29 protein-coding genes are annotated in these 25801 nt (G+C 56.6%); 14 read left to right on the top strand and 15 right to left on the bottom strand.

Going from position 1 to position 25801, the window contains the following annotated elements; all coding sequences use genetic code 11:
- Positions 1 to 77 precede the first annotated feature (77 nt).
- Together rpmA and rplU are read right to left on the bottom strand one after the other, a co-directional pair.
- On the bottom strand, positions 78 to 338 hold the full coding sequence (rpmA, locus tag KOE80_RS05195; RefSeq protein WP_009460566.1) for a 50S ribosomal protein L27: 261 nt from the start codon (positions 336 to 338) through the stop codon (positions 78 to 80).
- Between the two features lie 50 nt (positions 339 to 388).
- The gene (gene rplU / locus KOE80_RS05190) at positions 389 to 700 is read right to left on the bottom strand and encodes a 50S ribosomal protein L21 (protein WP_003801901.1); all 312 of its coding nucleotides are present in this window, start codon (positions 698 to 700) and stop codon (positions 389 to 391) included.
- Positions 701 to 1095: 395 nt separating this feature from the next.
- On the opposite strand from rplU, the gene KOE80_RS05185 reads away from it, so the two are divergent.
- Together KOE80_RS05185 and KOE80_RS05180 are read left to right on the top strand one after the other, a co-directional pair.
- Positions 1096 to 1299 carry a CsbD family protein gene (locus KOE80_RS05185; protein ID WP_009460568.1) on the top strand — a complete coding sequence of 68 codons (204 nt, stop codon included), beginning with the start codon at positions 1096 to 1098 and terminating at the stop codon, positions 1297 to 1299.
- Positions 1300 to 1404: 105 nt separating this feature from the next.
- A complete protein-coding gene (locus KOE80_RS05180; protein WP_009460570.1) occupies positions 1405 to 1566 on the top strand; it encodes a DUF1328 domain-containing protein in 162 nt (53 codons plus the stop codon).
- Between the two features lie 74 nt (positions 1567 to 1640).
- Here KOE80_RS05180 and argJ read toward each other — a convergent pair whose 3' ends face one another.
- A complete protein-coding gene (gene argJ, locus KOE80_RS05175) occupies positions 1641 to 2867 on the bottom strand; it encodes a bifunctional glutamate N-acetyltransferase/amino-acid acetyltransferase ArgJ (protein ID WP_226348555.1) in 1227 nt (408 codons plus the stop codon).
- A gap of 94 nt (positions 2868 to 2961) precedes the next feature.
- Positions 2962 to 3492 carry a MarR family winged helix-turn-helix transcriptional regulator gene (locus tag KOE80_RS05170; protein ID WP_226348554.1) on the bottom strand — a complete coding sequence of 177 codons (531 nt, stop codon included), beginning with the start codon at positions 3490 to 3492 and terminating at the stop codon, positions 2962 to 2964.
- Positions 3493 to 4224: 732 nt separating this feature from the next.
- Here KOE80_RS05170 and KOE80_RS05165 point away from each other — a divergent pair.
- Positions 4225 to 5874 carry an AMP-binding protein gene (locus tag KOE80_RS05165; protein WP_226348553.1) on the top strand — a complete coding sequence of 550 codons (1650 nt, stop codon included), beginning with the start codon at positions 4225 to 4227 and terminating at the stop codon, positions 5872 to 5874.
- 55 nt (positions 5875 to 5929) lie between these two features.
- On the opposite strand, the gene hemL is transcribed toward KOE80_RS05165, so the two are convergent.
- Genes hemL through KOE80_RS05150 form a run of 3 tightly spaced genes read right to left on the bottom strand, consistent with a single transcriptional unit; the run spans position 5930 to position 8764 of the window.
- On the bottom strand, positions 5930 to 7213 hold the full coding sequence (gene hemL, locus KOE80_RS05160; RefSeq protein WP_035270437.1) for a glutamate-1-semialdehyde 2,1-aminomutase: 1284 nt from the start codon (positions 7211 to 7213) through the stop codon (positions 5930 to 5932).
- A 44-nt stretch (positions 7214 to 7257) separates the two neighbouring features.
- Positions 7258 to 7944, bottom strand: coding sequence for a thiamine phosphate synthase (thiE, locus tag KOE80_RS05155; protein ID WP_022983601.1), 687 nt, complete (start codon positions 7942 to 7944; stop codon positions 7258 to 7260).
- Positions 7937 to 8764 (bottom strand): bifunctional hydroxymethylpyrimidine kinase/phosphomethylpyrimidine kinase, encoded by an 828-nt coding sequence (locus tag KOE80_RS05150; protein WP_052159304.1) that lies wholly within the window; start codon positions 8762 to 8764, stop codon positions 7937 to 7939. The genes thiE and KOE80_RS05150 overlap by 8 nt, the downstream gene beginning before the upstream one ends.
- A gap of 122 nt (positions 8765 to 8886) precedes the next feature.
- Here KOE80_RS05150 and KOE80_RS05145 point away from each other — a divergent pair, with 122 nt between their 5' ends.
- The 4 genes from KOE80_RS05145 to KOE80_RS05130 all read left to right on the top strand — a co-directional run bounded on the left by KOE80_RS05145 (position 8887) and on the right by KOE80_RS05130 (position 10897).
- Complete coding sequence (locus KOE80_RS05145) at positions 8887 to 9051, top strand: rubredoxin (RefSeq protein ID WP_009460582.1); 165 nt, start codon at positions 8887 to 8889, stop codon at positions 9049 to 9051.
- A gap of 112 nt (positions 9052 to 9163) precedes the next feature.
- Positions 9164 to 9685, top strand: a complete 522-nt coding sequence (locus KOE80_RS05140) for a YqgE/AlgH family protein (RefSeq protein WP_009460584.1) — start codon at positions 9164 to 9166, stop codon at positions 9683 to 9685.
- Positions 9686 to 9701: 16 nt separating this feature from the next.
- Positions 9702 to 10109, top strand: coding sequence for a Holliday junction resolvase RuvX (gene ruvX / locus KOE80_RS05135; protein ID WP_009460586.1), 408 nt, complete (start codon positions 9702 to 9704; stop codon positions 10107 to 10109).
- Between the two features lie 23 nt (positions 10110 to 10132).
- Positions 10133 to 10897, top strand: a complete 765-nt coding sequence (locus tag KOE80_RS05130; protein ID WP_009460588.1) for a lysophospholipid acyltransferase family protein — start codon at positions 10133 to 10135, stop codon at positions 10895 to 10897.
- A gap of 5 nt (positions 10898 to 10902) precedes the next feature.
- Here the strand turns inward: KOE80_RS05130 and KOE80_RS05125 are convergent, their stop codons facing one another.
- From KOE80_RS05125 to mpl, 8 genes are all read right to left on the bottom strand, one after another.
- Entirely contained in the window at positions 10903 to 11739 is an 837-nt protein-coding gene (locus KOE80_RS05125; protein ID WP_026484411.1) for a symmetrical bis(5'-nucleosyl)-tetraphosphatase, read from the bottom strand.
- 3 nt (positions 11740 to 11742) lie between these two features.
- Entirely contained in the window at positions 11743 to 12903 is a 1161-nt protein-coding gene (gene lptG / locus KOE80_RS05120) for an LPS export ABC transporter permease LptG (protein WP_022983599.1), read from the bottom strand.
- 53 nt (positions 12904 to 12956) lie between these two features.
- The gene (gene mtgA / locus KOE80_RS05115; RefSeq protein ID WP_035275164.1) at positions 12957 to 13676 is read right to left on the bottom strand and encodes a monofunctional biosynthetic peptidoglycan transglycosylase; all 720 of its coding nucleotides are present in this window, start codon (positions 13674 to 13676) and stop codon (positions 12957 to 12959) included.
- A 1-nt stretch (position 13677) separates the two neighbouring features.
- Positions 13678 to 14529 carry a shikimate dehydrogenase gene (gene aroE / locus KOE80_RS05110; protein ID WP_009460598.1) on the bottom strand — a complete coding sequence of 284 codons (852 nt, stop codon included), beginning with the start codon at positions 14527 to 14529 and terminating at the stop codon, positions 13678 to 13680.
- Between the two features lie 106 nt (positions 14530 to 14635).
- Complete coding sequence (locus KOE80_RS05105; protein ID WP_226348552.1) at positions 14636 to 15505, bottom strand: energy transducer TonB; 870 nt, start codon at positions 15503 to 15505, stop codon at positions 14636 to 14638.
- A gap of 5 nt (positions 15506 to 15510) precedes the next feature.
- Positions 15511 to 17400: a ribonuclease catalytic domain-containing protein gene (locus tag KOE80_RS05100; protein ID WP_022983598.1), complete on the bottom strand. Its 1890-nt coding sequence runs from the start codon at positions 17398 to 17400 to the stop codon at positions 15511 to 15513.
- Between the two features lie 41 nt (positions 17401 to 17441).
- Positions 17442 to 18029: a YqiA/YcfP family alpha/beta fold hydrolase gene (locus KOE80_RS05095; protein WP_026484405.1), complete on the bottom strand. Its 588-nt coding sequence runs from the start codon at positions 18027 to 18029 to the stop codon at positions 17442 to 17444.
- Positions 18030 to 18057: 28 nt separating this feature from the next.
- Positions 18058 to 19422 carry a UDP-N-acetylmuramate:L-alanyl-gamma-D-glutamyl-meso-diaminopimelate ligase gene (mpl, locus tag KOE80_RS05090; protein WP_060186662.1) on the bottom strand — a complete coding sequence of 455 codons (1365 nt, stop codon included), beginning with the start codon at positions 19420 to 19422 and terminating at the stop codon, positions 18058 to 18060.
- Positions 19423 to 19530: 108 nt separating this feature from the next.
- Between mpl and KOE80_RS05085 the strand changes: the two genes are divergently transcribed.
- From KOE80_RS05085 to KOE80_RS05055, 7 genes are all read left to right on the top strand, one after another.
- Positions 19531 to 20028, top strand: coding sequence for a TlpA family protein disulfide reductase (locus KOE80_RS05085; protein WP_026484403.1), 498 nt, complete (start codon positions 19531 to 19533; stop codon positions 20026 to 20028).
- Positions 20029 to 20189: 161 nt separating this feature from the next.
- A complete protein-coding gene (gene aroQ, locus KOE80_RS05080) occupies positions 20190 to 20624 on the top strand; it encodes a type II 3-dehydroquinate dehydratase (RefSeq protein WP_009460608.1) in 435 nt (144 codons plus the stop codon).
- Between the two features lie 86 nt (positions 20625 to 20710).
- Positions 20711 to 21163 carry an acetyl-CoA carboxylase biotin carboxyl carrier protein gene (gene accB, locus KOE80_RS05075; RefSeq protein ID WP_009460610.1) on the top strand — a complete coding sequence of 151 codons (453 nt, stop codon included), beginning with the start codon at positions 20711 to 20713 and terminating at the stop codon, positions 21161 to 21163.
- A 4-nt stretch (positions 21164 to 21167) separates the two neighbouring features.
- The gene (gene accC / locus KOE80_RS05070; RefSeq protein WP_009460612.1) at positions 21168 to 22517 is read left to right on the top strand and encodes an acetyl-CoA carboxylase biotin carboxylase subunit; all 1350 of its coding nucleotides are present in this window, start codon (positions 21168 to 21170) and stop codon (positions 22515 to 22517) included.
- Positions 22518 to 22613: 96 nt separating this feature from the next.
- Positions 22614 to 23534 (top strand): 50S ribosomal protein L11 methyltransferase, encoded by a 921-nt coding sequence (gene prmA, locus KOE80_RS05065; RefSeq protein WP_009460614.1) that lies wholly within the window; start codon positions 22614 to 22616, stop codon positions 23532 to 23534.
- 24 nt (positions 23535 to 23558) lie between these two features.
- A complete protein-coding gene (locus tag KOE80_RS05060; RefSeq protein WP_226348551.1) occupies positions 23559 to 24806 on the top strand; it encodes a zinc-ribbon and DUF3426 domain-containing protein in 1248 nt (415 codons plus the stop codon).
- 8 nt (positions 24807 to 24814) lie between these two features.
- Entirely contained in the window at positions 24815 to 25756 is a 942-nt protein-coding gene (locus KOE80_RS05055; RefSeq protein WP_226348550.1) for a carbohydrate kinase family protein, read from the top strand.
- Positions 25757 to 25801 lie beyond the last annotated feature (45 nt).

Here is a 25801-nt window from a genome sequence, read left to right as displayed (position 1 = left end):
GGGTTGGCCATGCATAAAAAAAGCCCTGCCTAGGGCGGCAGGGCTTTTTCGCAGCGAGTACGCTTTGATCGGGTGGCTTATTCGCCAGCAACGACCGAAACGGTACGCTTGTTCAGAGCACCAGTGATGGAAAATTTAACTTTGCCATCGACCAGGGAGAACAGGGTGTGGTCTTTGCCAATGCCCACGTTCACGCCGGGGTGAAACTGAGTGCCGCGCTGACGAACAATGATGCCGCCAGCCGAAATTACCTGACCGCCGTAGACTTTAACGCCCAGACGTTTGGCCTGTGAGTCACGGCCGTTCCGCGTAGAGCCGCCGCCTTTCTTCTGTGCCATTTCTTTAGCTCCTAGATGAAGAAAATACCAAATTCGCTTTTAGCAACAACTTAGGCGTTGATCGCTTCGATGCGGATTTCGGTGTAGTTTTGACGATGGCCTTGCGTTTTGCGGTAGTGCTTGCGACGGCGCATTTTGAAAATCTTGATTTTGTCGTGACGGCCTTGCGCAAGAACAGTAGCCTTGACCACAGCGCCAGCAACGAAAGGAGCACCGATTTGCAGTGCTTCACCTTCGCCGACGGACAGAACCTGGTCAAGCGAAATTTCTTGCCCAATGTCTGCCGGTATCTGTTCTATTTTGAGTTTTTGGCCAGCAGTAATGCGATATTGCTTACCGCCGGTTTTTATAACCGCGTACATAGGGAATCCCTTAAAGAGTCAAACAGGCATCGCGTAAAAGGCCAATAACAGCCCGCTGTAATGCCATCTAACATAAAAAAATCTTGACACGCAAAATGCCAAGCAAAAAATAATAGGGCAAAAAGGCTTTGCTGTCAATGGCTTGGGCCTTCTCCTGTCTGTATTTTGCATCCAATCCTTTCGTTTTTCACTGGGTAGGCAGGGGAGACCCCTTGCCTTCGGGTCGTAAAGGACGTGTGAGGGGACCTGCCTCACCCAGAACAGGGCATCTCGCTAATTTGTTACATTTCTCCTCAATCTGTGGCCTTTGAGTGGCTCGCCTTCCGCTACGGTAGAGCTGTTGCGTTCACAGAAGCGTAAGTCATTTATTTTTCGGACCTACTAAGGGGAAACGTATGAATAAGGACACGATCGAAGGCAAATGGAAACAGCTGGCCGGTAAAGCCCGCAGCGTCTGGGGCGAAATTACGGATGATGAGTGGGCCAAGGTGAAAGGGGATGCCACGCAATTGGCCGGTCTGGTGCAAGAGCGCTATGGCCGTACCCGCGAAGAGGCGGAGCGCGAGGTTAAAGACTTCTACGACAAGTACGACCGTTAGCGGGTGGGAACCTTTTTTTGTCTGTAGGTATTTCATGAGCTGTCGTTGAGATGGCCCGTCAGACAAGGTGCTGTCCCTGTACGTACTGATGATGAGGAGAATCGTATGCTTTACTACGCCGTAATCTTTTTTATTGTAGCTATCGTGGCTGCTGTGCTGGGTTTTGGTGGCATTGCCGCTGGTGCTGCTTCGATTGCCAAGATCCTGTTTGTCGTGTTCCTGATTCTGGCGGTGCTCTCGCTGGTCAAGGGCATGGGCAAGAAATAGAACAAGCCCGCCAGTGGCGGGCTTGTCCGTAAGGAAAAACCGTCTCCACCGATTGGGTGGAGGCGGTTTTTTTATCAGGAGCGGTAGTCCGCGTTGATAGTGACGTACTCGTGCGAGAAATCGCAGGTGTAAACCGTTTCGCTGTGTTGGCCACGGCCCAGAGAAACACGTACCAGAATTTCGGCTTCCTGCATGACGCGCTGGCCATCTTCTTCCTGGTAATCGGGGTTGCGGCCACCGTCCACGGCCACCAGCACATCGCCTAGCCACAGACGCAATTTGCTCACGTCCAGATCGCTAATGCCGGCGTAGCCAATGGCGCACAGAATACGGCCCAGGTTCGGGTCGGAGGCAAAGAAGGCTGTTTTCACCAGAGGTGAGTGAGCGATGGCGTAAGCCACTTTCAGTGCTTCTTCGCTGGAGCCGGCGTCATCAACCTGAATGGTCATGAACTTGGTAGCGCCTTCGGCGTCACGCACGATTTTCTGGGCCAGTTCGCGCGAGGCGTCGACCAGGGCATCCAGCAAGGTGTTGTAGTTCGGGTCTGCAATCGACTCTACCGTGACACCGCTTTGGCCGGTTGCCATGATGATGAAGGAGTCGTTGGTGGAGGTGTCGCCATCAACCGTAATGCGGTTGAAAGAGCGGTCCGCTGCCAGACGGCACATATCGCGCAGCAGTTCGGGAGCAATACCGGCGTCCGTAGCCAGGTAACCCAGCATGGTGGCCATATTGGGGCGAATCATGCCCGCGCCCTTGCTGATGCCGGTCAGTGTGATGGTTTTACCCGACAACTGGATTTGACGAGACACGATTTTGGGTTGCGTGTCGGTGGTCATGATGCTGTGAGCAGCATTGAACCAGTTGTTGTCGGCCAGATCGTTCACCGCCGCAGGTAGAGCGCCCAGCAGGCGATCCATGGGCAGAGGCTCCAGAATCACGCCGGTGGAAAAGGGCAACACTTGCTGGGGCAGGATGTTCAGCAGGCGCGCGGTTTCCGTGCAGGTTTGCTGTGCTTTTTCCAAACCAGCCTGACCTGTGCCAGCGTTGGCATTGCCGGTGTTGATGACCAGGGCGCGGATGCCATCGTGCGTAGCCAAGTGCGCTTCGCACACTTGTACTGGAGCAGCACGGAAACGGTTGGTGGTGAACACACCGGCCACGCTGGTACCGGGGGCCAATTCAAACACGGTCAGGTCGCGTCGGTTGGCCTTGCGAATACCGGCTTCGGCAATACCGATTTTGACACCGGCAACGGGGTGAATATCAGATTCAGAGGGAATGAACAGATTGACGGCCATGACGCGATCCGAAAAACAATGTTAAAGGCGGCTCAAAGCAGTAATGATACTTGCTTTGAGCCGCCTGAGCATATCTTTGGTCGCGCCGGAGCGCTTAGCTTTCGCGAGCAGCCATGGCCACGTTGTTGCGAGTGATCAGCTTGAGTTCGCCCAGGGCTTCAAACAGGTTGACGCGCGCTTTTTCCGACAGATTGGCAAACATCTCCTGTAGCCACTGCTCGTGGGAGGCCGCCATTTTCTTGAACTGGCGCTTGCCCTTGGGTGTCAGGCGGATCAGGGAGCTGCGACGGTCGGTGAGCACCTTGATGCGCTCGACCAGGCCTTCTTTTTCCAGCTGGTCCGTAATGCCGGTGATATTGCCGTTGGTGACCATCAGGTGGCGGGACAGCTCGCTCATTTTCATGCCGGCGGGCTGACGTTGCAATTGCGCCATCAGGTCAAAACGAGGCAGGGTGGTGCTGTGTTCAGTACGCAGACGGCTGCGAATTTCGCCCTCGACCAAATTGGTGCAGGCCATCAAGCGTAGCCACAGTCGGGTGTCGAAGTGGTCGTCGCTGTGGGCACGGCTTTCCAAGTCGGGAGCGGCATCGGCGACGGCGGAAGCGGGGATATCGTTCATGATCATAGATAGCTTGCCTTAATGGTGCATGTCCAAAATATTTAGCTTTGAAGGACGCAGACCGCAGCCATGAGCAAGCTGGGTTAGCTTGGAAGGTATCTTAGGGGCTGGTTCGAAGTTTGACATTGCGACAGATCAAAGTAAATTCGTTTTTAAGCTTAAATTAATCAACTTGATAGAAAGCGCTGGCAAGGGTGACAAAGCATTGAGTAAAAAAATGCAAACTCTTGTCTGCTATTTACTTTTTCAACCGTGGCTTTGAATACTCCTGGGTCGGCGCTCTTACTTTGACCCGATGCGATAAGCTGGCTAAATGCAAGTGATTATTTAGTTGAAGTATAAGGCATTTGCTTCTGTACCGTTCATTTGCCTAATCATTTTCCTGCTATTTTTGATACTTTTTTTTGTTTCAAAAATAATGCCTGCAGTAATTTTTCTTAATTGAAAAATAGGCATGCTGTGGATCAATTTGTTTCTCGTATCCTGAAATTTATTATTGAATTTTGCGTTGCACAGGCAAGAACATCAGAGATTTACGGGTCAGTTCAGGATACCCATGAAACAGCTGAGGATGATGCGCTACTGCGGATAACCCGTAGTCGGGATTGCTGATACTGAAGCGTTTTTTTTGCTAATATCCTTTAGAACTAAACAATATAGACCTTGCCAATTTGGCTGGCGCCTTTGATGGATCAGGGTCTACGCCTGAGTGGGGCGTAATCTACGCAGGAGATAAGGATGGAACGTTCAGCGCACCTTGATACCTTTGCACGCGACAATCTGCCACCCATGGAGTGGTGGCCGGAGATGTTGCTGGAAGGAAATCCGGATGTGGACTACCCCGCTCGTCTTAATTGCGCTGTCGCGTTGTTGGGGGAGCAGGTAGCAGCGGGGCATGGTGATCGTGTGGCTTTGCAGTGGGCACAGGGCGATGAGAATCGCAGTCTGACCTACAAGCAGCTGGACGTGCTGACCAACCGTATTGCTCATGTTCTGGTTGAGGATCTGAAGCTGGTGCCAGGCAACCGGGTTTTGCTGCGTGGCCCCAATAACCCCATGATGGCCGCTTGCTGGTTGGCCAGCATCAAGGCCGGTCTGGTGACGGTTCCCACCATGCCTTTGTTGCGTGCCGTGGAACTGAAGACCATTCTGGACAAGGCCGAGATTCATGCCGCCCTGTGTGACGAGCGCTTGCGTGAAGAGCTGGAGCATTGCATGGACTCCGCGCACGGCTCCTACACGCCCGTTCTGAAGCAACTGCTGTGCTTTAACGATGAAAGCGCTAATGGTCTGGAAGCCTTGCTGGCTGACAAGCCCGAAGCGTTCACTGCTTGCGATACCGCGGCTGACGATATTTGTCTGATCGCTTTCACCAGCGGTACGACTGGCCAGCCCAAAGGTTGCATGCACTTCCATCGTGATGTGCTGGCAATGTGCGATACCTTCTCGCGCCACGTGCTGCGTTTGACCCCGGATGATGTGGTCTGCGGTACGCCTCCTTTGGCCTTTACCTTCGGCCTGGGTGGTCTGCTGTGCTTTCCGCTGCGTGTGGGGGCATCGACTGTCTTGCTGGAGCGTCTGACACCTTCCGATCTGCTGGGCATGATTGACCGCTTCAAAGTGACCATGAGCTTTACCGCGCCCACCTTCTATCGTCAGATGGCTGGTTTGGTGGACCGTTATTCCTTGGCCAGCTTGCGTGCCACCGTGTCGGCAGGCGAAGCCTTGCCCGATGCAACGCGTCAGCTTTGGAAACAGGCCAGCGGCATCGAGATGACGGACGGTATTGGTGGCACGGAAATGATTCACGTGTACGTGTCCAGCCCACCTGAAAAAGTGCGTGCTGGTGCCATTGGCCAAGTGGTGCCCGGTTATGTCGCCACGATTCTGGACGATGATCTGAATCCGGTGCCAGTCGGTACGGTAGGCCGTTTGGCCGTAAAGGGGCCTACAGGCTGCAAGTACCTGAATGACGAGCGTCAGAAGCAGTTTGTTCAGGGCGGTTGGAACTTCCCTGGCGACACCTTCAAGATGGACGAGGACGGCTACCTGTATTACCAGGCTCGTAACGACGACATGATTGTTTCCTCGGGCTACAACATTGCCGGTCCTGAAGTGGAAGGCACCTTGCTCAAGCACGAGGCTGTGGCCGAGTGTGGCGTTGTAGGTGCCGCCGATGAAGAACGGGGCCAGATTGTGCAGGCCTTCATTGTGCTCAAGCCTGGCTTTACCGGAAACGATGAGCTGAAAAAGAAGCTGCAGGATTTTGTGAAAGAGAACGCAGCGCCGTACAAGTATCCACGCGCCATTGAGTTCGTGACTTCCTTGCCTCGTACCGAGACAGGGAAGTTGCAGCGCTTTGTCTTGCGGCAGATGGCGCAAGACTGAGTGTTCAGAGCATAAAAAAAGCGGGCATATAGCCCGCTTTTTTTGTCCGGCGCTTTTAGTTTTTGAAGGTGGCAAAAACTTCGCGTGCCGCTTGCACAGTGGCGTCGGTAATGTCCGGGGTGTGCTGCACCGAAACAAAACCTGCTTCAAAGGCCGAGGGTGCGAAGTACACACCCTTGTCCAGCATGGCGTGGAAGAACTGCTTGAAGCGCTCGATGTCGCCAGCCGACACTTGGGCCAGGGAGGTGGGCACGGTTTCGCTGAAGTAGATACCGAACAAGCCGCCCTGGTGGTCTGCCGTAAAAGGTACGCCTGCTTCTTTTGCAGCGGCCTTCAAGCCCTGGATCAGGTTGGCGGTGTTGGCTGTCAGGGTGTCGTAGAAACCGGGTTGAGCCAGTTTCTTCAAGGTTGCCAGACCCGCGGCCACAGCAACAGGGTTACCGGACAGGGTGCCTGCCTGGTAAACGCCACCGACGGGAGCGACGCATTGCATGATGTCGCGACGGCCACCGAAAGCACCGACGGGCATGCCGCCGCCAATCACCTTGGCCAGGGTGGTCAGGTCAGGACGAATGCCGGTCAGGCCTTGCACGCCTTGAGGACCAACACGGAAGCCGGTCATGACTTCGTCAAAAATCAGTACGGCACCGTATTCGGTACACAGTTCGCGCAAGCCTTCCAGGAAGCCGGGGGCTGGGCGCACCAGGTTCATGTTGCCGGCAAAAGGCTCAACGATAATGCAGGCGATTTCGCTGCCTTTCTGTTTGAAAGCATCGCGCACGGCGTCCAGATCGTTGTAGTCCAGCACCAGGGTGTGGCCGACAAATTCGGCTGGCACGCCTGCAGAGGTGGGGTTGCCAAAGGTCAGCAAGCCGGAACCGGCTTTGACCAGCAAACTGTCAGCGTGGCCGTGGTAACAGCCTTCAAACTTGATGATGGTGTTGCGGCCGGTAAAGCCACGGGCCAGACGAATGGCGCTCATGGTGGCTTCGGTGCCGGAGCTGACCAGACGCACTTGCTCGATGGACGGCAGCATTTTGGTCAGAGTTTCAGCCAGCACGACTTCGCCTTCGGTAGGCGCGCCGTAGGACAGGCCGTGTACGGCGGCTTCCTGTACGGCCTTGATAACGTCCGGATCGGAGTGGCCCAGAATGGCCGGTCCCCAGGAACCCACGTAGTCCGTGTATTGCTGGCCGTCTGCATCCCAGATGTAAGGGCCCTGAGCGCGTTCGATAAAGCACGGGGTGCCGCCCACGGAACCGAAGGCACGGACGGGCGAGTTGACGCCGCCGGGGATGACTTTGCAGGCACGTTCAAAAAGTTCGGAGTTACGGGACATGAGGCAAGAATCCAGATGTGAAAAGGTCAAGGCCAGGCAAGGGGTCAGCGCATAAAGCGCGATGAGTCCTGGGCGTGAAAGTAGTCAGTAAAGCGTTGCGCCGTGGCACGTATATCGCTGGTTTCAAACAGGCTGCTGATAACGGCAACGCTATCGACCCCTGCTTCCAGCAGTTCGGGCATTTTCTCGGGTGTGATGCCGCCAATCGCAACAATGGCAGCACGCCGTCCCTCGTGTTCTTGTTCTTGGCAAAGCAGTCGAGCTTGTCGCAAGGTGTTCAGCTCAGCCGGGGGGGCTTCGGGTTTGACGCTGGAAGGGTACATGGCCCCAAAGGCAATGTAGTCTGCATCGTCTGCCAGGGCCTGGCGAGCCAGATCCAGACTGTTATAGCAGGAGCGTCCCAGCAGGGCTTGCGGCCCCAGTGCCTGACGGGCCTGGGTCAACTCGCCATCGCTTTTACCCAGGTGCGCGCCTTGCACGTCAAACTCTTGTGCCCAGCTCCAGTGATCGTTCACCAATAGCGGCAGATCCAAAGACAGGCACAGCTTGATCAACTCTTTGAGTTGTTGCTGGCGGATTGGTTCCGGGCCGTTCTTGCGACGGAACTGCAAGACCTGCAACCCCCCTTCGTGAGCGGCACGCACGGCGTTCAACAAGCGGGCGGTGTCGTCCCATTCGGGAGTAATGCCGTATAGACCGGCAGGAAAGCGCAGGGTGGTGGCGTCAGTCATTTTGGGGAACAACAGGGTTGAACAGGCGGTGGCCCATACCGGGCTGGAAGGTGTCACTGGCACGTGCCTGCAGGTGCAACAAGGCTGATTCTACCGCGTTATCCAGCTCGTGGCCTTGAGCCAGAAAGCTCAGGCAGGCGGTAGCCAGCAAACTGTCTATGTCCTGCTGACGCAGGCCGCCATCCAGCGGCATGCTGTAGTCCAGACGACCGTGGTGTCCCTGAAAGCGCGTATGCCATTGTCCGGCAGCACCGGGGACGCCGGTGACCAGTACGGCATTGGCTCCGTTATTCAACAAGGTTTCCACGGCATCGGGGGTGTCGCCCAGCAGCTCGTCGGCCTGCCAGCGCTCCAGGCTGGGGTGGTCGATCAATAATAAGGAGCTCAGGGGCAGGAGCAGGCGTAAACTGGCATCAAGAGCATCGTCCGCATCCAGTTCGTCCAGGCCGGTGGGCATGGCGCTCAGGTGCAGGACCAAGGGCAGTTCAGGGTAGTCGGAGCAAAGCTCGGCCACCATGCTGGCGATTTCAGGACTGTAGACAGGACCGCACTTGATGGCCTGAATGTTCATGTCCTCCAGCAAGCAGCGCGCCTGGTCGTCGGCAATGTCCTCTGCCAGGGTCTGAATGTTTTCTTGCTGCGCGCTATCGCGCACCAGCAAGGCGGTGGGCACGCTGACGATATGGCAGCCCAGATGAGCGCCAGTGATGGCATCGGCGGGCAGGTGGGCACCGCCGCTGGGATCATAAGGAGCCAGCACGAGCGCCAGAGCAGGACTTGAATTTTTGATTTCAGCAGCCATCTTGTCTTGGTTACCCATGCAGGGCCGGCAAGGCTCTGGATGTCACGGGTTGAGTAATTTAGTAATATGAACCCCATTTTAATGGATTGCCCCGATTTGCACGCGGATCGGACTATGTTTACAAATACAGTAGGAATACTATGCGTACGTGGATGTGCCTGATTTGCGGCTGGATTTATGATGAAGAAGCAGGTTTGCCTGAGGAAGGCATTGCGCCGGGCACACTCTGGGAAGACGTCCCTCCGAACTGGGTCTGTCCCGAATGCGGCGCTCGTAAGGAAGACTTCGAAATGATCCAAGTGTGATCATCTCAAGTTCCAAGGTGGTTTGTTTTGACGGGAGGTGTGTATGAGTGCCACTAGCCAGTCCCCGCTAATCCAAGAAAGCGCTGATCTAACGCACCACCTGTTACTTGCCATGCCCGGTGTGGTTTCGGGCAGCTTGGCCGACACGGTGATTTATGTCTGTGAACATAATGAGCAAGGTGCCTTGGGCCTTGTTATCAATCGACCAACGGATCTGAGCCTGGTTGAACTGCTGTCTCGTATCGAGGTGGATGTGGAAAACCGGGCTGATCTGGCCGCGACGTCTGTCTACTTCGGTGGACCGGTGCAAACGGATCGCGGCTTTGTTCTCCATGATTCCGATAAAACCTATACCTCCAGTCTGGGGGTAGGTGATCTGACTCTGACTACTTCGCGGGACGTGCTGCAGGACGTGGCCCAAGGCCAGGGGCCAGTGCATATGCTGGTCACGCTGGGTTATGCCGGTTGGGCTGCGGGCCAGCTGGAAAGCGAGATGGCCGACAATGCCTGGCTGAGCATCAAGGCTACCCATGAAATCCTGTTTTCTACCCCGGTTGGGGAGCGCTATGATCGCGCCCTGGCCTTGCTGGGAATCAGTCCTTTTACCCTGACAGGTGCTGCGGGCCATGCCTGAACACGAAACACCGTCAATGGTCAGCTCGGCGCAAACCTTGCTGGCCTTTGACTATGGCCTGAAAAAAATTGGCGTGGCGCTGGGCAACACCTTGACGCGCCAGGCCCGCCCTTATACGATTTTGCGGCCCGTTACACGGGAACAGCGCTTTGCGGCTATCGAGGCTTTGCTCAAGGAATGGCAGCCCGATCGCGTCGTGGTAGGTTTGCCTTTGACCCTGGATGGTGGCGAGCAGTATGCTTCGCTGCGGTGTCGGCGTTTTGCCAACCAACTGCACGGTCGCTATGGCGTTGCAGTAGACCTGGTCGATGAGCGGGGCTCCAGCATGGAGGCTCAAGAATTGCTGGGCAATAATGACGATGATGATGCCATGGCAGCTTGCGTGATCCTGCAGCGATATCTGGACAGCCTGCCACCGGCCTGAGCTCTCTACAAGGTTGCAGCCTTTTGATTAGTTTATTTCGTTTTAGTTGGCGCGCTGTCGCTCTGATTGTGTGGATCGTGGTCGGCTTGTTAAGCGTCGGTCTGCTTTTTCCGGTATTGCGTCCAGGCGGGCGCCGCGTCATGGTGTTGCGCATGTCGCGCCTCTTGATGCTGATCTGCGGCGTGCGTGTACTGCAGCACGGCCAGGCTGTTCAGGATCGCTCCGTGCTCTATGTGTCCAACCATATCTCCTGGTTGGACATTTTTGTACTCAACAGCGTGCGTAGTACCTCTTTCATTGCAAAAAGCGATATTCGCCGTTGGCCAGTGATTGGCTGGCTGGTGGCGGGTGCAGGGACGGTTTTCATTGAGCGCGGACAGCGTCGCGCCATTCAGATTGTCAGCCAGCAAATGGCTGTGTGCTTTGAGCGTGGTGATGCCGTAGGTCTGTTCCCTGAAGGCACCACTTCAACCGGACTGGATGTACAGCCTTTCCACGCCAGTTTGTTTGAGACGGCTATCAGCCTGAATGTGGATATTCAGCCGGTGGCTCTGGTATTTGAGCAGAAAGGCCAGCGCAGTGAGCGCTTTGCCTTTGTGGGCGAGCAGTCTCTGGTTGGCAATATCTGGGTTCTGCTCAGTGCGCGTAATGTCTCTGTGCACTGCCATTTTCTGGACCTGATGCCGGCTCAATCCTGTACGGAGTGGGGACGTTCGCAAACGGCACAAACAGCTCGTGAACAGATCCGTGCGGTCGTGTGCCCCGAGGCCGTCACTGTCGAGGCCTGATGGCTTTAGCCCGGTTTCTTGCTTTCCGGGCAGTGAATCTGAACCAGATGCCGGTCTTGCAGGCGTACAGCACTAAGCTGGCGACCCCAGACGCAGCCGGTATCCAGACTGATCACGGTAGGCGTGTTCAGCAAGCCCAGCGTAGACCAATGTCCAAAAATAATAGGGACCTGGGCACAGGCGCGATTCGGCATTTCATACCACGCTAGCAAGCCGGACTCGGCATCCGGCGCACCCTTGTGCTTGAAGTCCATGCGGCCATTCACATCGCACATGCGCATGCGGGTCAAGGTGCTGACAATGGCGCGCAGGCGATCGTAGCCTTGTAGCCCAGCATCCCAGCGATCCGGGTTGTTGCCGAACAACTCAATAATCTTGTCTTGCCAGTCATCCGCACGTAAGAGTGCTTCCAGCTCGTGGGCGTATTCCAGCGTTTGCTCCGGGCTCCAGTCGGGGTGCACTCCGGCATGTACCATCAGATGGCCATGCTCATAATGAGCCAGCGGTTGGTGTCGCAGCCAGTCCAGCAGCTCTTGTGCGTCCGGCGCGGCCAGCAGTTCCTGCAAGGTATCCTGTTTGCCGGGCTTGCGCACCCCGGCAGCGACTGCCAGACAGTGAATGTCGTGGTTGCCCAGTACACAGACGGCGCGATCGCCCAGAGAACGAATCAGGCGCAACGCTCCCAGAGAGTCCGGGCCACGGTTGACCAGATCGCCTGCAAACCAGAATTTGGCCTGGCTGTCGGCTGCAACATCAGGATGGCTGAGCAAGCTGTCCAGGGGGCGGCAGCAGCCTTGAATATCACCAATCGCCCAGATGGCAGGGGAAGTAGCTAAGGACATGATTTAGTTGGTTGTGCTGGAGTTGCGACGACGCCGGTTGTGCCGGTTTTCCATCATGATAAGAGCACTCAAGGCCATGGCCATGGCGATCAGGTTCGGAACCAGAGCGGTGACCCACGGCGCCAGATTGCTGAGCATGGCCACGTTCAAGGCCAGCTGATTGATCATGAAAAAGCCCACGCCCAGCAAGATACCGGTAAAGACCTTGGTGCCCACACCGCCGTGGCGGGTCTGCATGAAGCCGATAGGCGCAGCAATGGTAATCATGACCAGCAAGGTAAAGGGGTAAGCGACTTTGCGCCACAGGGCCACAACCTGACGTTTGGTCTGCAGCTTGTTCGCGTCCAGATAGCCGATGTAGTCCTTCAGGTCCAGAATGGACATGCGCTCGGGTGTCACGACGCGTGCAATCAGTCGATCCGGCGTTAGCGTGGTGGTCAGCGTCAAGGTGGGACGTTTTTCAATTTTGACCAGCGCTTGATCAGGTGCCTTATCCTGTGACAGAGCCGTGTGGGCCTGCTCATTGACTTGGGTCTCGGTAACGTCCTGCAAGTCCAGCTGGTTCTTGTGGAACTGTCCGCTGGGCGCTTGAGTCATTGCACTCAGGCGCTGCCCATCCGCGAAGTCGAACACGCTGACATCGCTTACTTTGCCATCGCCCTGCAGGTTGGCAATATTGATGATGCGCACCCCGCCACTGTCATTGCTCTCCTTGAACCAGTAGCCACTGTCCAGACGGCCGCCACCGGAACGTCCCAGCAAGGCCATGCCTTGCTCACTGGATTTGATCTCGGCCATGGGGGTGACATACTCGGACAAAACAAAGGCCCCCCCTACCAGGGGCAGGGTAATGGTCCAGAGCATCAGCATCATGTGCAGGCCGCTAACGCCTGACGCACGCAAAATTACCAGCTCATTGCGCTGAGCCAGACTGGCCAGGGCCAGGGTGGCACCAATCAACAGGCCAATGGGCAGCAGGTCGTACAGACGGGTGGGCAGCTCCAGGGCCTGGATGTAAAACAGATTCATCAGGGTGAACTTGGAACCGACCTTGTCCAGCTCTTCAATCAGGGCGAAAAAGGTGAACAGGCCAAGCAGGGCAATCAGCACCACGGCGCTGGAGCGATAGATTTCGGAAGCGAGATAGCGGCGTGCGGTGCGCATGAAAATAGGGCCCAGGAAAGACGTGGCTAGCTTAACAAAAATGCGGATTGCAGTCAGGGAATAGCGACTTGTCGCATACGTTGACTGATAGTGCGCGTGCGCGATTGCAAATAGGGGCTGTTACGGTTTTTGTCATAGTAGGCCGGGTTGGGCAACATGCCCGCCAGACGGGCGGCCTGCATGGCACTGAGCTTGGCCGCATCAACCTTGAAGTAGTGGCGTGCCGCCGCCTGGGCACCAAAAACGCCTTCTCCCCATTGAGCTACGTTCAGGTACAGCTCCAGGATGCGCTCCTTGCTCATGACGGTTTCAATCATATAGGTCAGAATCAATTCCTGACCTTTGCGCAGATAACTGCGTGATTCCGATAGAAACAGATTCTTGGCCAGTTGCTGGGAAATGGTAGAACCACCACGACGGCGGGTAGAGCCCTTTTCCGACTGGCGACGGTTGTATTCCCAGGCTTTGCGAATGGCGTCCCATTCGACCCCCGAATGGTTCAGGAAGTTCGAATCTTCGGAGGCAATCACCGCGCGTTTCAAATTGGCGCTGATCTTGTCGTACGGCACCCATTGATAGCGCAGTTCGGCATCCGCATTGGCGCTGCGCAACTGGCCCTGTTCGGCCGCCATGAAGGTGGTCATGCGGGGCGGCACCACGCTGTACCAGAGCACCATCAGAAACAGGGCGATCTGATAAAGCAGAACACCAGCGGCCACGGCCAGAACGGCCAGGCCAGCCAGTTTCCAGGGATGGGCCAGAAGGCGACGCACGTCAGATTTGTCCGATGTCCTGGCGCAGCTGGGCCAGTACGGGTTCGACATCGGCCTCTACGCCGTGCCAGATCTGAAAGCTGGCGGCCGCTTGGCCTACCAGCATGCCAAGGCCATCTTTGCTATGTGTGGCACCGGCTTGCTCGGCGGCACGCATGAAGGCAGTGGGTTCGCTGGCATAAAACATATCGTAGGCCAGAGAGTTGCTGCGATAACGGGCATCTGGCAGTTCGGGCAGATTCTGGTTCAGGCTGGCCGAGGTGGCATTGATCACAATGTCCCAGTCGCCACAATGATCGTCCAGACCGCCCGCGCTCAGGCGGCGGGAGGCATCCGGGTCCAGAGCAACGACCTGCTCACGAATGTCGTAGGCTTTGGCGCTGGTGCGGTTGATGATGTGCAGCATTTCGCAACCGGCTTCCAATAAGGGGAACACCACTCCACGCGAGGCACCACCTGCACCGATCAGCAAGATACGCTTGCCTTCCGGGTTGTGGCCGACACGCAGCAGGTCCGAGCACAAGCCCACGCCATCGGTATTGCAGCCATGCAACTGTCCATCTTCCAGCCATAGCGTATTGACGGCTCCGGCCATGCGAGCGCGACGGCTCAAGCGTGGGCCCACCAGATCATAAGCCTGCTCTTTGAAGGGCAAGGTGACATTCAGGCCGCTGCCGTCTCTGAAAAACTCCTCCACGGTGGCGTTAAAGCCATCCAGTGGTGCCAGAATGCGCTCGTAGCTCAGGGCCAGATTGAACTGGCTGGCAAACTGCGTATGGATTTGTGGAGAGCGGCTGTGCTCGATAGGGTGACCAATAACGCCGTAGCGCTTGGCGGGAGTCGTGTCGGGCATGGTTGAGCGATGCTTGTCTTGTTGTGAGGTGTCAGCCCCAAGGCTGAAAGCGCATATTTTACCCTAGGGTCTGCTTTTGCCAGAGCTTGCTGTGGACAATACGATCTTATTGCACATCCGTGCCGTGCATACTGAGCCTGTCATGCGTAAAACTCCAGCTGCGGGTAATGACGAGTACATCCGCGCCAGGAGCCACTTGTTCGGGCAGGGGGGCGAAGGGGGCGGCCAGTTCCACAATGCGGCGGGCCGCCAGATTCAAGGCGGCCTGATCTGAAGGCTCAGTAATCTGGGCACGCAGCAGGCTGCCATCGCGCCGGATATAGACTGTCATTTGCAGCTGACCGTACAGTTGCTCGCCATTTTGCTTCGGATAGTGGCGGGTGCCGGTCTGCTCAATTTTTTGACGCCACTGATCCAGGTACTGGGCTTGTTCGCTGGCTTTGGCGCTGGGGCCTACATAGTGGTAGCGGGGTTGGCGTTGTTGTTCACGAATCTGCTCACGTAAAATCGCCAGTTGGCTATTTTGCACTTGTGGTTCCAGCTCATGGTCGTCCGGGCCGGGCTCAATGGACGCGCCAATATATTCAAAGCTGGGTGTCGACAAAGGTACCTTGTCCTGACTTTCCAGCTCGCCCAGCAGGCGCTGCTGTTCAGCTTCCAGGCTTTGCTGGCGTGCACGCAAGGCTTCCAGCACTAACTGATTCGGCAGATTGGGATCGGTCAGCGGCAAAGGATTGCTGGCTTGCCCTTGCTGATGCTCTCCGCCGCCATCCAGATTCAACTGCGCCAACAGTTGGGGGCTTAACGGTGCCGAGTCGGTACTGAAATTGACCAGTGCTACATCCAGACTGTTGGCTGGTGCGGGTGAGGGCGCGCGAGCCGGCCAGAAGATCAGCAAAAGATGAATCAGTGCCGAAAGGGCGACCGCCAGCCACAAATAGTCTTTGGGCGCGTGGCGGCGGTCGAGCTTGGTCATGATCGTCAGTCAGCCGTGGCGACCGAGCGCAAACGGGCTTCCACCGTCAAAGCCAGTTCGTCGAAGGACAACAGATCCAGCGTGACTTCCTGACCACGTTCAAGTGCTGGCAGGCCGGGGACATGAAGAACCAGCGGCGCATTGCTCAGGCGCACCAGATCTTCCTTGATGAAGTTGGCCTGGACTTGCTTGATGTCGTTTTGTTGCAGCCAGCGCAGGCACCAGAAGCGCTCCAGAGACGACTGGTAGTCCGACCACTGGGTGTATTGCGATTCAAAGGCGCCAATAATGGCGTACAGATCCGCATCCTTGGGCTGGAAGGGGGCGGCCAGGCGTGCGGAGATGCCGTGCTCGGCCGCCGCCAGAATCTGGCCCTGATTGATCAGGTCCACATAACGGCGCAGAGGCGAGGTCGACCAGATGTATTGCGGCACACCAATGGATTCGTGCGGGCCGGGCGTGGTAGACATACGCGTACGCATGAACTGCTGGGAGCGGTAAATACCGGGCACATTGTGCTCGGCCAGCAAACCGCCCCACAGCTGATTGGCCAGAATCATGTATTCAGCTACCAGCAGGCTTAGCGGCGCATTGCGCACGCGTGGCACCAGACGAATGATGGAGTTTGGATCGTCGTGCGGGCCATCCAGCTCGAAGCTGTATTCCACACGGTTATTGTTTTCCGGTTTGCCTCGCACGGCTTCACGCTGGGCTGACAGTTGGCGCGAGAAGTTCCATAGCGGACGCAGCCATTGTGCATAGGGCAGTTCGGCGTTTTCGTCGGCCAGAGCTTCTTCGCTGATGAGCGGGTCCAGCTCGTGTTGGCGCAGGTTGCCCGCCACGGTAATGCGTTCCAGACGAGTCTGATGCGACAGGATTTCACCAGTGCTGATGTCGGCGTCTACATACAGCGACAGGGTAGGACGAGTCTGCCCTTGATCCAGGGAGAAATGCGCGATCAGCTCGGGCGGCAGCATAGGGATCTTGTAGCCCGGTGTGTATACCGTTGCCATGCGATTGCGGGCAATCTGGTCGATCTCGTTGCCACGAGCCAAGGCCAGCGAAGGCACGGCAATGTGAACCCCGATACGCAGGCGGCCCGGTTCCGGGTGCTGGACGGACAGGGCGTCGTCAATTTCAATCGTATTGGCGTCGTCCACCGAGTAGGCGGTGACATCGGCCTCGGGCAGGTCCTGCCCCCAATTTTGCAGGGCAATCTCCGGAAAGCCTGTCCCTTTGGGGAAGTGCGCGGCCAAAAAGCGATGTTGATGCAAAGTCAGTGGATTGGACCAGGCACCCAGCGACAGCAGCAGCTTTTCCGTGCTGACACCCAGTTCTTTCTGGGCCTGATCAAACGCTTTCCACTCCAGCGTGTTCTTGTCTGGCTGAGTCAGGAAGGTGCTGGCTTTCTCGGCAACTTCGGGCGGCAGTTCGCCCTTGATCATCTGTTCGGCCCAAGTCTGGATTTGCTCTTGCTGCAGGCGTTTCTTTTCAATGGCGGCCAGAGCGGCTTGCAAAATTTCTGGCGGAGCAGGGCGGTACAGCCCTTTGCCACGACGGTGAAAGTAGGCGGGTGCGCTGTGCAGGGCAAAGATGGTGCCGGTTTTTTCGACAGCGCTGGGCGCGTGACCGAAATAATCCTGTGCCAGCGTGGACGCTTCAAACTCCTCCTGGGGGGCGCATTCCCATAAAAAATTGATATCCAGGGATTCGGCCAGCGCTTGGGCTTTTTCCAGCAGTTCTGCCGGGGCGGGCTGCTCGAAGGTAAATAGAACGCTGTTTTTCTTTATTTTGCTGCGTTTGCCAGACGCGGATTCCACCTGCATGGTGGTATCGCTGTCAGAAAATATTTTTTCTGCTTTGAAATTACCGCTGTCTTCAAAAAGGACGTACATGATTTTCCATCTGGATGGTGCTGGCCATCCGGTAAAGATAGTTAAGGTTGTTGCAGGGCAAAGCGCAAAATTTCGTCGATCCAGGGATCAAAGTCGGTCAGGCCGTGATCTCCGCCTTCCAGAATGTGACCTTGGCTGCCTTTGTACCAGTCCGCCATCTCGCGCCAGTTCAGGACTTCATCACCTTTGGCGGCCAGCAGGTAAAAGCGCTGGGGATCGCTGGGGCGTGGTACGTGAATGTCGTTAAGCTCATCCACATAGTCGGGCAGGAAGTGAAACGGGTCGGGCGAGTGATAACAGACATGCTCGCCCACCTGCGTAGCCAGATCGCGCCCTGCGTAGACCACCGGGTTAAGCAGCACGGCGCGGCTGTGATAGTGCTGCGCCAGGTGGCTGGCATAGTAACCGCCCAGCGAGGAGCCGATCACACACAATTGATCGGCGCTCATGCCGGCCTGCATTTCCGTGTCCACAATGCGCTTGCACATGGCAATGGCCTGGGCCGGGCTGGCGGGCAATTGCGGGCAGCGCCACAGGTGCAGCAAGCCCCTGTCCTGCATGGTTTGTTTCAGGCGCTGCGCTTTGTAGGACGAAGGCGAGGAACGAAAGCCGTGTAGATAGAGGATCATGGAGGCACCTGCTATATAGATAAGAGGGTCAGCGTGACAGTTGATCCAGCAGGCGCTGATGAATGCCGCCAAAGCTGCCGTTACTCATCACGACAATGGCATCGCCGGGCTGGCTGGCCTGAACAATGGCCTGAACCATTTTATCCAAATCATTCCACGCTGTGGCGCGATCCCCTAAAGGAGCCAGGACCTTGGCCGCATCCCAACCCAGCGCGTGCTTGCCCTGGGTCTCGCCGTAGCAAAAAACCAGGTCGGCATCTTCCAGCGAACCGGGCAGGCGTGCGGCCATGGCACCCAGCTTCATGGTGTTGGAGCGTGGCTCCAGCACGGCCAGAATTCGGGTGGCTTTACCTGTCTGGCTGCGCAAACCGGCTAGCGTAGTAGCAATGGCGGTAGGGTGATGGGCAAAATCGTCGTAGACGGTAATGTCATTGACCACGCCACGCACTTCCATACGGCGCTTGATGCCAGCGAATTGGCTCAGTGCCGCGCAAGCCTGTTCAGGTTTGACGCCCACGTGGTGGGCAGCGGCGATGGCGGCCAGAGCGTTCAGGCGATTGTGTTCGCCGGTCAGTGTCCATTGGACGATGCCTTGGGACTGGCCTTTGAACATCACGTCGAAAGAGGTGGCGCTGATTGCCTTGCTGTCCCAATCTCCGTCGGGGCCAAACTGTTCAACCGGCGTCCAGCATCCACGGGCCAGGGTTTCGTCCAGGCTGGGGGTGTGGGTGGGACGCAGAATCAGCCCGGTGGAGGGGATGGTACGCACCAGATGGTGAAATTGGGTCTGGATGGCGTGCAGATCAGGGAAGATATCAGCATGATCGTATTCCAGATTGTTCAGGATGGCCGTGCGGGGGCGGTAGTGAACAAATTTGGAGCGCTTGTCGAAAAAGGCGGTGTCGTATTCGTCGGCCTCGATCACAAACAAGGATTGTTCTGGATTGAAGCGGGCCGACACACCCAGGCCGGGGGCCACGCCACCGATCAGGAAGTTGGGGGACAGCTGGGCCTGCTCCAGTATCCAGCCCAGCATGGAGCTGGTGGAGGTCTTGCCGTGCGTGCCGGCCACGGCCAGAACGTGCTGCTTGTGCAGAATGTTCTCGCCCAGCCATTGCGGGCCGGATGTATAAGGCAGACCCTGATCCAGAATGGCTTCCATCAGAGGATTACCGCGCGTCACCACGTTGCCCACTATATAGAGATCAGGGGACAGCCTGGTTTGCTCTGCGCCAAAGCCTTCAATAAGCTCAATGCCTTGTTCTTCCAGCTGCGTGCTCATGGGCGGGTAGACCCCGGCATCGCAACCGGTAACCGTATGGCCAGCCGAGCGGGCAATCAGGGCCAGACCACCCATGAATGTGCCGCAAATTCCTAGTATATGTATGTGCATGACAATCCTCCGGCCTGTATTCTAGACGACTGTTTGATCTGATGCGTGAGCTTTGGTGAGGGCCGGTGCTATCATCCCCAGATGATATTTTTTCAGGTGTGAGCCGGTATGCGTAGGCGTCTTTTTCTGCAGAAATCGCTAGTGTGTGCAAGTCTTTTGGCCCTGCATCCCGCCCCTTGGGCCAGTTTGCTGCCTTCAGACCCCTTCCTGGCGCAAAGCTTCAAGGATCTTCAGGGCGAAGATCGTGCGCTCTCTACTTATATAGGCAAGCCCCTGGTGGTCAACTTCTGGGCGACCTGGTGTGCACCTTGCGTCAAGGAAATGCCGGATCTGCAGGAACTGCACAAACGCTACCCCGAGGTGAACTTTGTGGGTATTGCAGTGGACTCGCTGGATAACGTGAAAGAGTTTCTGGAACGCGTGCCGGTCAGTTACGACATTTTGCTGGCTGGTTCGGGTGGCTTGAAACAAATGCGCAGCGTGGGCAATAAAAAGGGCGGATTGCCCTTTACTGTCGTGTTTGGCAGCAATGGCCGGGTCAGTGAACGCATTTTGGGCCAGATAGATCCCGAAAAGTTGGACGAAGTTATTAAAGCTCAACGCTAACTGGCCGACTTTTTCGCTTAATTTCGTCAAATTGTCGGTCTGGTCCACCCCTGTTTCAAACGGGATGGGACCAATGCTAACTGTTTGTAAGCCAAGCAGGTTTATGGACAAATGACGTTATTTAGCGTAAAAAGGCGGTCTGTCTTGACGAAAAATCCGCTATGGCGAAACATGTCCTGGTCCTTAACGGGCCCAACCTCAACCTGCTGGGTACCCGAGAACCCGATGTCTACGGACATCAGACTCTCGACGATATCAACAGTGGTTTACAGGTGCTGGCCGACCAGCATGGCGCGCAGTGTCATTTTTTTCAAAGTAATCACGAAGGCGGGCTCGTCGATCGAATTCATCAAGCCCGTACCGAGGGCGTGGATTTCATCCTGATCAATGCTGGGGCCTACACCCATACCAGCGTGGCGATACGGGATGCGCTTGCCGGTGTCGGTATTCCGTTTATTGAAGTTCATCTGTCCAATGTTCACCGTCGTGAGCCGTTCCGTCACCACTCCTATCTCTCTGACATCGCTAGCGGTGTCATTGTTGGTTTGGGGGCCTACGGTTATGAAGCCGCGCTGCGGTTTGCTTTGAATAGTTAGGCGGTTCGTTTCGTTTTTTTGACCAATATTTTTTTAATGCCGTCCTGACCCAGTCAGTGGCTAGTGCGGCGTTGCGGGAAGTACGCATGGATCTTAGAAAACTCAAAACCCTGATCGATCTGGTAGCCGAGTCTGGCATTGCCGAACTGGAAATCACTGAAGGTGATGACAAGGTTCGCATTGTGAAATTTTCGCAAAGCTCGGCAGCTCCCGTGGTCTATGCTCCCGAGGCTCCTGTAGCCCAGGTGGTAGCCCCCGCCGCTGGCGCTCCTGCCGCAGCTCCCGCTGCACCCGCCGTTCCCGAAGGCCACGCCGTCAAGGCTCCTATGGTCGGCACGTTCTACCGTGCTCCTAGCCCAGGCGCTGCTCCTTTTGTGGAAGTGGGCCAGACGGTCAAGGAAGGCGAGCCTTTGTGCATTATCGAAGCCATGAAGCTGCTCAACGAGATCGAAGCCGACAAGTCCGGCGTGATCAAGGAAATTCTGGTTGAAAACGGCGGGCCGGTGGAATACGGTCAGACTCTGTTCGTCATCGGTTGATGATATGTTTGAAAAAATCCTAATCGCCAATCGGGGCGAAATTGCCTTGCGTATCCAGCGCGCTTGCCGCGAGATGGGTATCAAGACAGTCGTCGTTTATTCTGAAGCTGATCGTGGTGCCAAGTACGTGCGTCTGGCCGACGAGGCCGTGTGTATTGGCCCCGCCCAAGCCCGTGACAGCTACCTGAGCATGCCTGCCATTATCTCGGCAGCAGAAGTCACCGATGCGGAAGCCATTCACCCTGGCTACGGCTTTATGGCTGAAAACGCGGACTTCGCTGATCGTGTCGAAAAGAGCGGTTTTGTCTTTATCGGCCCACGTCCCGAGAACATCCGCACGATGGGCGATAAGGTCATGGCCAAAAAAGCCATGATCGAGGCCGGTGTGCCTGTGGTTCCCGGTTCGGACGGCGCCTTGCCCGACGATCCCGCAGAAATCGTGCGCATTGCCCGTGAAGTGGGCTACCCGGTCATCATCAAGGCCTCTGGCGGTGGTGGTGGTCGCGGTATGCGCGTGGTCTACACCGAAGCCGCTTTGCTGACGGCCGTTGCCACGACCAAAACCGAAGCCGCTGCTGCGTTCAATAATCCCGAGGTCTACATGGAAAAGTACCTCGAGAATCCACGCCATATCGAAATTCAGGTATTGGCTGATGGTGATCGCAATGCCGTCTGGCTGGGTGAGCGCGACTGCTCCATGCAGCGTCGTCACCAGAAAGTGATTGAAGAAGCACCGGCTCCAGGTATTCCACGTCGCCTGATCGAGCGTATCGGCGAGCGTTGTGCCGATGCCTGCCGTCGCATGCGTTACCGCGGTGCTGGTACGTTTGAATTCCTGTACGAAAACGGCGAGTTCTTCTTTATCGAGATGAACACCCGTATTCAGGTCGAGCACACCATCACCGAAATGATCACCGGCATTGATCTGGTACAGGAACAGATCAAAGTGGCTGCAGGCGAGAAGTTCGTGCTGCGCCAGCGTGACATCGAGTTTGAAGGTCACTCGATCGAATGCCGTATCAACGCGGAAGATCCATTCAACTTCGTACCAAGCCCGGGCTTGATTACCAAGTGGCACACTCCCGGTGGCCCTGGCGTGCGTATCGACTCGCACGTGTTCACCGGCTACACCGTGCCGCCGTACTACGATTCCATGATTGCCAAGCTGATTACCTACGGTAAGACGCGCGAGCAAGCCATTGCCCGTATGGACATTGCCTTGTCCGAAATGGTGGTGGAAGGGATCAAGACGAACGTGGATCTGCACCGGGAATTGATGCAGGACGCCAGCTTCAAGGCAGGCGGCACCAGCATTCACTACCTGGAACAAAAGCTGGCCCAACGTAGCAAGTAAGGGTAGCAACAGGTCAGGCCACAGGCCTGACCTGACAAGAATGATGACTACGTAAAACAGGGGCGAGCCCCCTGTTTTGCTTTATGGAAACTATGTATGCGTGAACTCTTACTGAGCTGCCAGGAACACGAGGCCGAGCGCTTGTCCGATGCCTTGCTTGAGGCGGGCGCCTTGTCGGTGTCGGTGGAAGATGCCGATGGTGATACCGACCAGGAAAAGCCCCTGTTTGGCGAACCCGGTATCGAACCGGATGTGCTGGCCTGGGACCGCAATCGGGTCGTCGCTTTGCTGCCCGAGGAGCTGGAGCCTGAAGAGTTGCTGCAACCGCTTTTTGAAGCCGGTGTGCTGGATCCTGCAAAGGCTCAGTGGAGCGTGCGCGAAGTGCCCGACGAGGATTGGGTTCGTTTGACACAGTCGCAGTTTGGCCCCATTCCGGTGGGCGATCGTATCCTGATTGTGCCCAGCTGGCACAAGGACGACGAGGACCTGCCAGTCGCCCAGGAAGGCGATGACGGCCTGGTTCGCATCGAACTGGACCCCGGCCTGGCCTTCGGTACCGGCAGCCACCCCACGACGCACTTGTGTCTGGATTGGCTGGCGCATCATGTGCAAGCGGGTCAGACGGTACTGGACTACGGTTGTGGCTCCGGCATTTTGGCGATTGCGGCCCGCAAGCTGGGCGCTGGCCATACCGTGGGTGTGGACATTGACGAGCAGGCCGTGATTGCCACGCGCTACAATGCGCAAGTCAATCAGGTCGAGGTTGAAGGCTTGCTGCCCGATGCCATGCCCGCCGGGCAAACGGATCTGGTTGTCGCCAACATTCTGGCCAATCCCCTGCGTATGCTGGCTCCCATGCTGGCCAACCGTGTCAAACCGGGCGGGCATTTGATCCTGTCCGGTATTTACGATTGGCAGGCCGAGGAAATGATCGAGGTCTATTCCTCCTACTTGCCCATGTCGGTTTGGCAGGAGCGCGATGGCTGGGTGTGTTTGGCTGGTCAACGCCCGTTATAAGACGGCAGAACTTAAGGTGAGTTCATGGAGCTAAAGACTCGCTGCCCCCGTTGCGGGACATCGTTTGCAGCCAGTGTAGAAACGCTGCAACGCCGCCGGGGCTATATACGCTGCATTCAATGTGCGCATATCTTCGATGGCTTTGAAGAAGTCATTGATGAGCAAGCCCCTGAGCCTTCCTATCATTCCCCCGCCACGCCGGTTCAGATCGAGCCGCGCCTGGCGCCCGAGCCACCTGTTTCGCCACGGCAGGAAGAGGTGCAGTCGGTGGACCTGCAAGCGCCCATTCCGGGGCCGCGATTTGTGGAGCACTCCCGTCACGCCCCGCCGCGTGATGAAGGCACGGCCCACGAGTCCTTGCAGGTACGCAAATTCCCCGACTCCATCCTGACACAAGCACCTGTCACTCCGGCCGCGCCTGCTACTGTAACTACCGAGCCTTTTGTCCGCCCGGCAGAGCCTGCGGTTGAGTCGGTAGAGCCGTCAGTCATTCGCGCCCGCTCCAGACACGAGCCTTTGCCACAGGATGATCAGGACACCTCGTTTTTCGTATCGACCGGCTCTGTTTCTGAGCCAGATGGGGACCATCATATTGGTCAGGCATCGTGGTCGGCTGCCGAGCCTGAGTTCAGTGTGGGCGATCGTGCCAGTGCCTTGCGCGCCTCTTTCCCCTCGCGTCAGGCTGATGGTACGCATGATAGTGATGGCGAGGATTTTCAGCAGGACTGGGTCATTGATCCCAACCCAGCCTTGCAACGCGAAACACGTTATGAGGGCGAAGCCAGCTTTGGTCAGCGTGTGGGTTCGCTGATCTGGACCAGCTTGTGCGTTCTGGGTGTTGTCCTGTTCGTCGTGCAGCTGATGTACGTGTATCGCGTACAGATTGTCAGCCAGATACCCATGCTGCGTCCCGTGTTCGAGAGCGCGTGTCAGACCTTGTCGTGCAAGGTTCCCTACGAACGTCGTCTGGACCAGATTCGCGTGCAGGCTTCGGCCTTGCATAAAGCGCCGAATCAGCCCGGACAGTCCACCTTGGGCTTTACGCTGCGCAACGAGTTTGAGCGGCCCCAGGAGTGGCCTACGCTGGTCCTGGATTTGAAAGATTTTTCCGGAGCCTTGATCGCCCGGCGCAATATCACGCCCGATCAGTATCTGGCCCCCGAGCGACGCGAGCCCGCGTTTGCAGCGCGCAGTGAAATTATGGTGCGTCTGCCTTTGAATACCGGGCAGCTCCAAGTTAATGGCTACCAGATTAGCCCTTTTTTTCCTTAAGGTAATTTATGACCGAGCGAGTGCTGGTATGTGGTTCGATCGCGTTTGATACAATCGCGGTTTTCGAGGGGTACTTCAAAGATCACATCTTGCCCGATAGCATCAAGACCCTGAGCGTTTCTTTCTTTGTGCCCAGCTTGCGTAAAGAGTGGGGTGGTTGCGCCGGCAATATCTCCTACACGCTGAACATGCTGGGTGGCCAGCCTGTGCCTGTGGGTGCTGTTGGTAGCGACGGTGTGGATTATGTGCAGCGCCTGCAGAACCTGGGCATTGATACCAGCATGGTGCGTGTGATGCCCGAGATGTTCACCCCTCAGTGCTTCATCACCACAGACCTGGCCGCCAGCCAGATCACCTCTTTTCACCCTGGCGCCATGGTCAGTTCGGCCCAGATTGATTTGTCCGGTCAGGAAGCGGCCTGGGGCATTGTGGCTCCGGACTCCAAAGACGGCATGTTTGCCCATGCCCGCCGCCTGCATGCGCAAGGCACGCCCTTCATTTTCGACCTGGGCCAGGCCATGCCTTTGTTCGCTGGCGAGGACCTGCTGGAGATGCTGGAACTGTGTCAAGTTCTTACGGCTAATGAATATGAAGCGGAAGTGATTGAACAGCGAACCTCCAAGAGCATGGCCGAGATTGCCCAGGGATTGCAGGCTGTGGTGGTGACGCGTGGAGAGCATGGCAGCACGCTTTATCACGATGCCCAGATCAAGGAGATCGCGCCCGTTCCTGTAACGAAAGTGGTGGATCCTACGGGTTGCGGCGATGCGCATCGCGCTGGCTTGTTATATGGTCTTACAAAAGGCTGGGGCTGGGAAGAGGCCTGCGGCTTGGGTAACTTGATGGGCAGTATTAAAATCCAGGTTGATGGCCCGCAAAATCATGAATTTAAACGGTCAGATATCTCGGCCATGCTAAAACAGCATTACGGTATTGAGCGCAAGGTCTAGGATCGCGTTCATCTGTTTCTTACGATTCGGCCAGGTACATTTTTC

It is taken from the genome of Alcaligenes sp. 13f, assembly GCF_020496585.1.
In the GTDB taxonomy this organism is placed as follows: Bacteria; Pseudomonadota; Gammaproteobacteria; order Burkholderiales; family Burkholderiaceae_B; genus Alcaligenes; species Alcaligenes phenolicus.
Note: the sequence above shows the minus strand (reverse complement) of the source record. Positions and strands in the feature narration are given on the sequence as shown.

Bases quoted from the DNA above. Each gene is read 5' to 3' on its own strand.
- KOE80_RS05170 (WP_226348554.1), bottom strand. From the start codon at position 3,492: ATGATCATGAACGATATCCCCGCTTCCGCCGTCGCCGATGCCGCTCCC.
- aroE (WP_009460598.1), bottom strand. From the start codon at position 14,529: ATGCCCGACACGACTCCCGCCAAGCGCTACGGCGTTATTGGTCACCCT.
- KOE80_RS05060 (WP_226348551.1), top strand. From the start codon at position 23,559: ATGGAGCTAAAGACTCGCTGCCCCCGTTGCGGGACATCGTTTGCAGCC.
- KOE80_RS05095 (WP_026484405.1), bottom strand. From the start codon at position 18,029: ATGATCCTCTATCTACACGGCTTTCGTTCCTCGCCTTCGTCCTACAAA.
- KOE80_RS05150 (WP_052159304.1), bottom strand. From the start codon at position 8,764: ATGGGTAACCAAGACAAGATGGCTGCTGAAATCAAAAATTCAAGTCCT.
- lptG (WP_022983599.1), bottom strand. From the start codon at position 12,903: ATGCGCACCGCACGCCGCTATCTCGCTTCCGAAATCTATCGCTCCAGC.
- ruvX (WP_009460586.1), top strand. From the start codon at position 9,702: ATGGTCAGCTCGGCGCAAACCTTGCTGGCCTTTGACTATGGCCTGAAA.
- KOE80_RS05085 (WP_026484403.1), top strand. From the start codon at position 19,531: ATGCGTAGGCGTCTTTTTCTGCAGAAATCGCTAGTGTGTGCAAGTCTT.
- aroQ (WP_009460608.1), top strand. From the start codon at position 20,190: ATGGCGAAACATGTCCTGGTCCTTAACGGGCCCAACCTCAACCTGCTG.
- thiE (WP_022983601.1), bottom strand. From the start codon at position 7,944: ATGACTGACGCCACCACCCTGCGCTTTCCTGCCGGTCTATACGGCATT.
- KOE80_RS05180 (WP_009460570.1), top strand. From the start codon at position 1,405: ATGCTTTACTACGCCGTAATCTTTTTTATTGTAGCTATCGTGGCTGCT.
- KOE80_RS05055 (WP_226348550.1), top strand. From the start codon at position 24,815: ATGACCGAGCGAGTGCTGGTATGTGGTTCGATCGCGTTTGATACAATC.
- KOE80_RS05140 (WP_009460584.1), top strand. From the start codon at position 9,164: ATGCCCGGTGTGGTTTCGGGCAGCTTGGCCGACACGGTGATTTATGTC.
- prmA (WP_009460614.1), top strand. From the start codon at position 22,614: ATGCGTGAACTCTTACTGAGCTGCCAGGAACACGAGGCCGAGCGCTTG.
- KOE80_RS05165 (WP_226348553.1), top strand. From the start codon at position 4,225: ATGGAACGTTCAGCGCACCTTGATACCTTTGCACGCGACAATCTGCCA.
- KOE80_RS05185 (WP_009460568.1), top strand. From the start codon at position 1,096: ATGAATAAGGACACGATCGAAGGCAAATGGAAACAGCTGGCCGGTAAA.
- mpl (WP_060186662.1), bottom strand. From the start codon at position 19,422: ATGCACATACATATACTAGGAATTTGCGGCACATTCATGGGTGGTCTG.
- argJ (WP_226348555.1), bottom strand. From the start codon at position 2,867: ATGGCCGTCAATCTGTTCATTCCCTCTGAATCTGATATTCACCCCGTT.
- rplU (WP_003801901.1), bottom strand. From the start codon at position 700: ATGTACGCGGTTATAAAAACCGGCGGTAAGCAATATCGCATTACTGCT.
- KOE80_RS05145 (WP_009460582.1), top strand. From the start codon at position 8,887: ATGCGTACGTGGATGTGCCTGATTTGCGGCTGGATTTATGATGAAGAA.
- accB (WP_009460610.1), top strand. From the start codon at position 20,711: ATGGATCTTAGAAAACTCAAAACCCTGATCGATCTGGTAGCCGAGTCT.
- rpmA (WP_009460566.1), bottom strand. From the start codon at position 338: ATGGCACAGAAGAAAGGCGGCGGCTCTACGCGGAACGGCCGTGACTCA.
- KOE80_RS05125 (WP_026484411.1), bottom strand. From the start codon at position 11,739: ATGTCCTTAGCTACTTCCCCTGCCATCTGGGCGATTGGTGATATTCAA.
- KOE80_RS05105 (WP_226348552.1), bottom strand. From the start codon at position 15,505: ATGACCAAGCTCGACCGCCGCCACGCGCCCAAAGACTATTTGTGGCTG.
- hemL (WP_035270437.1), bottom strand. From the start codon at position 7,213: ATGTCCCGTAACTCCGAACTTTTTGAACGTGCCTGCAAAGTCATCCCC.
- KOE80_RS05100 (WP_022983598.1), bottom strand. From the start codon at position 17,400: ATGTACGTCCTTTTTGAAGACAGCGGTAATTTCAAAGCAGAAAAAATA.
- accC (WP_009460612.1), top strand. From the start codon at position 21,168: ATGTTTGAAAAAATCCTAATCGCCAATCGGGGCGAAATTGCCTTGCGT.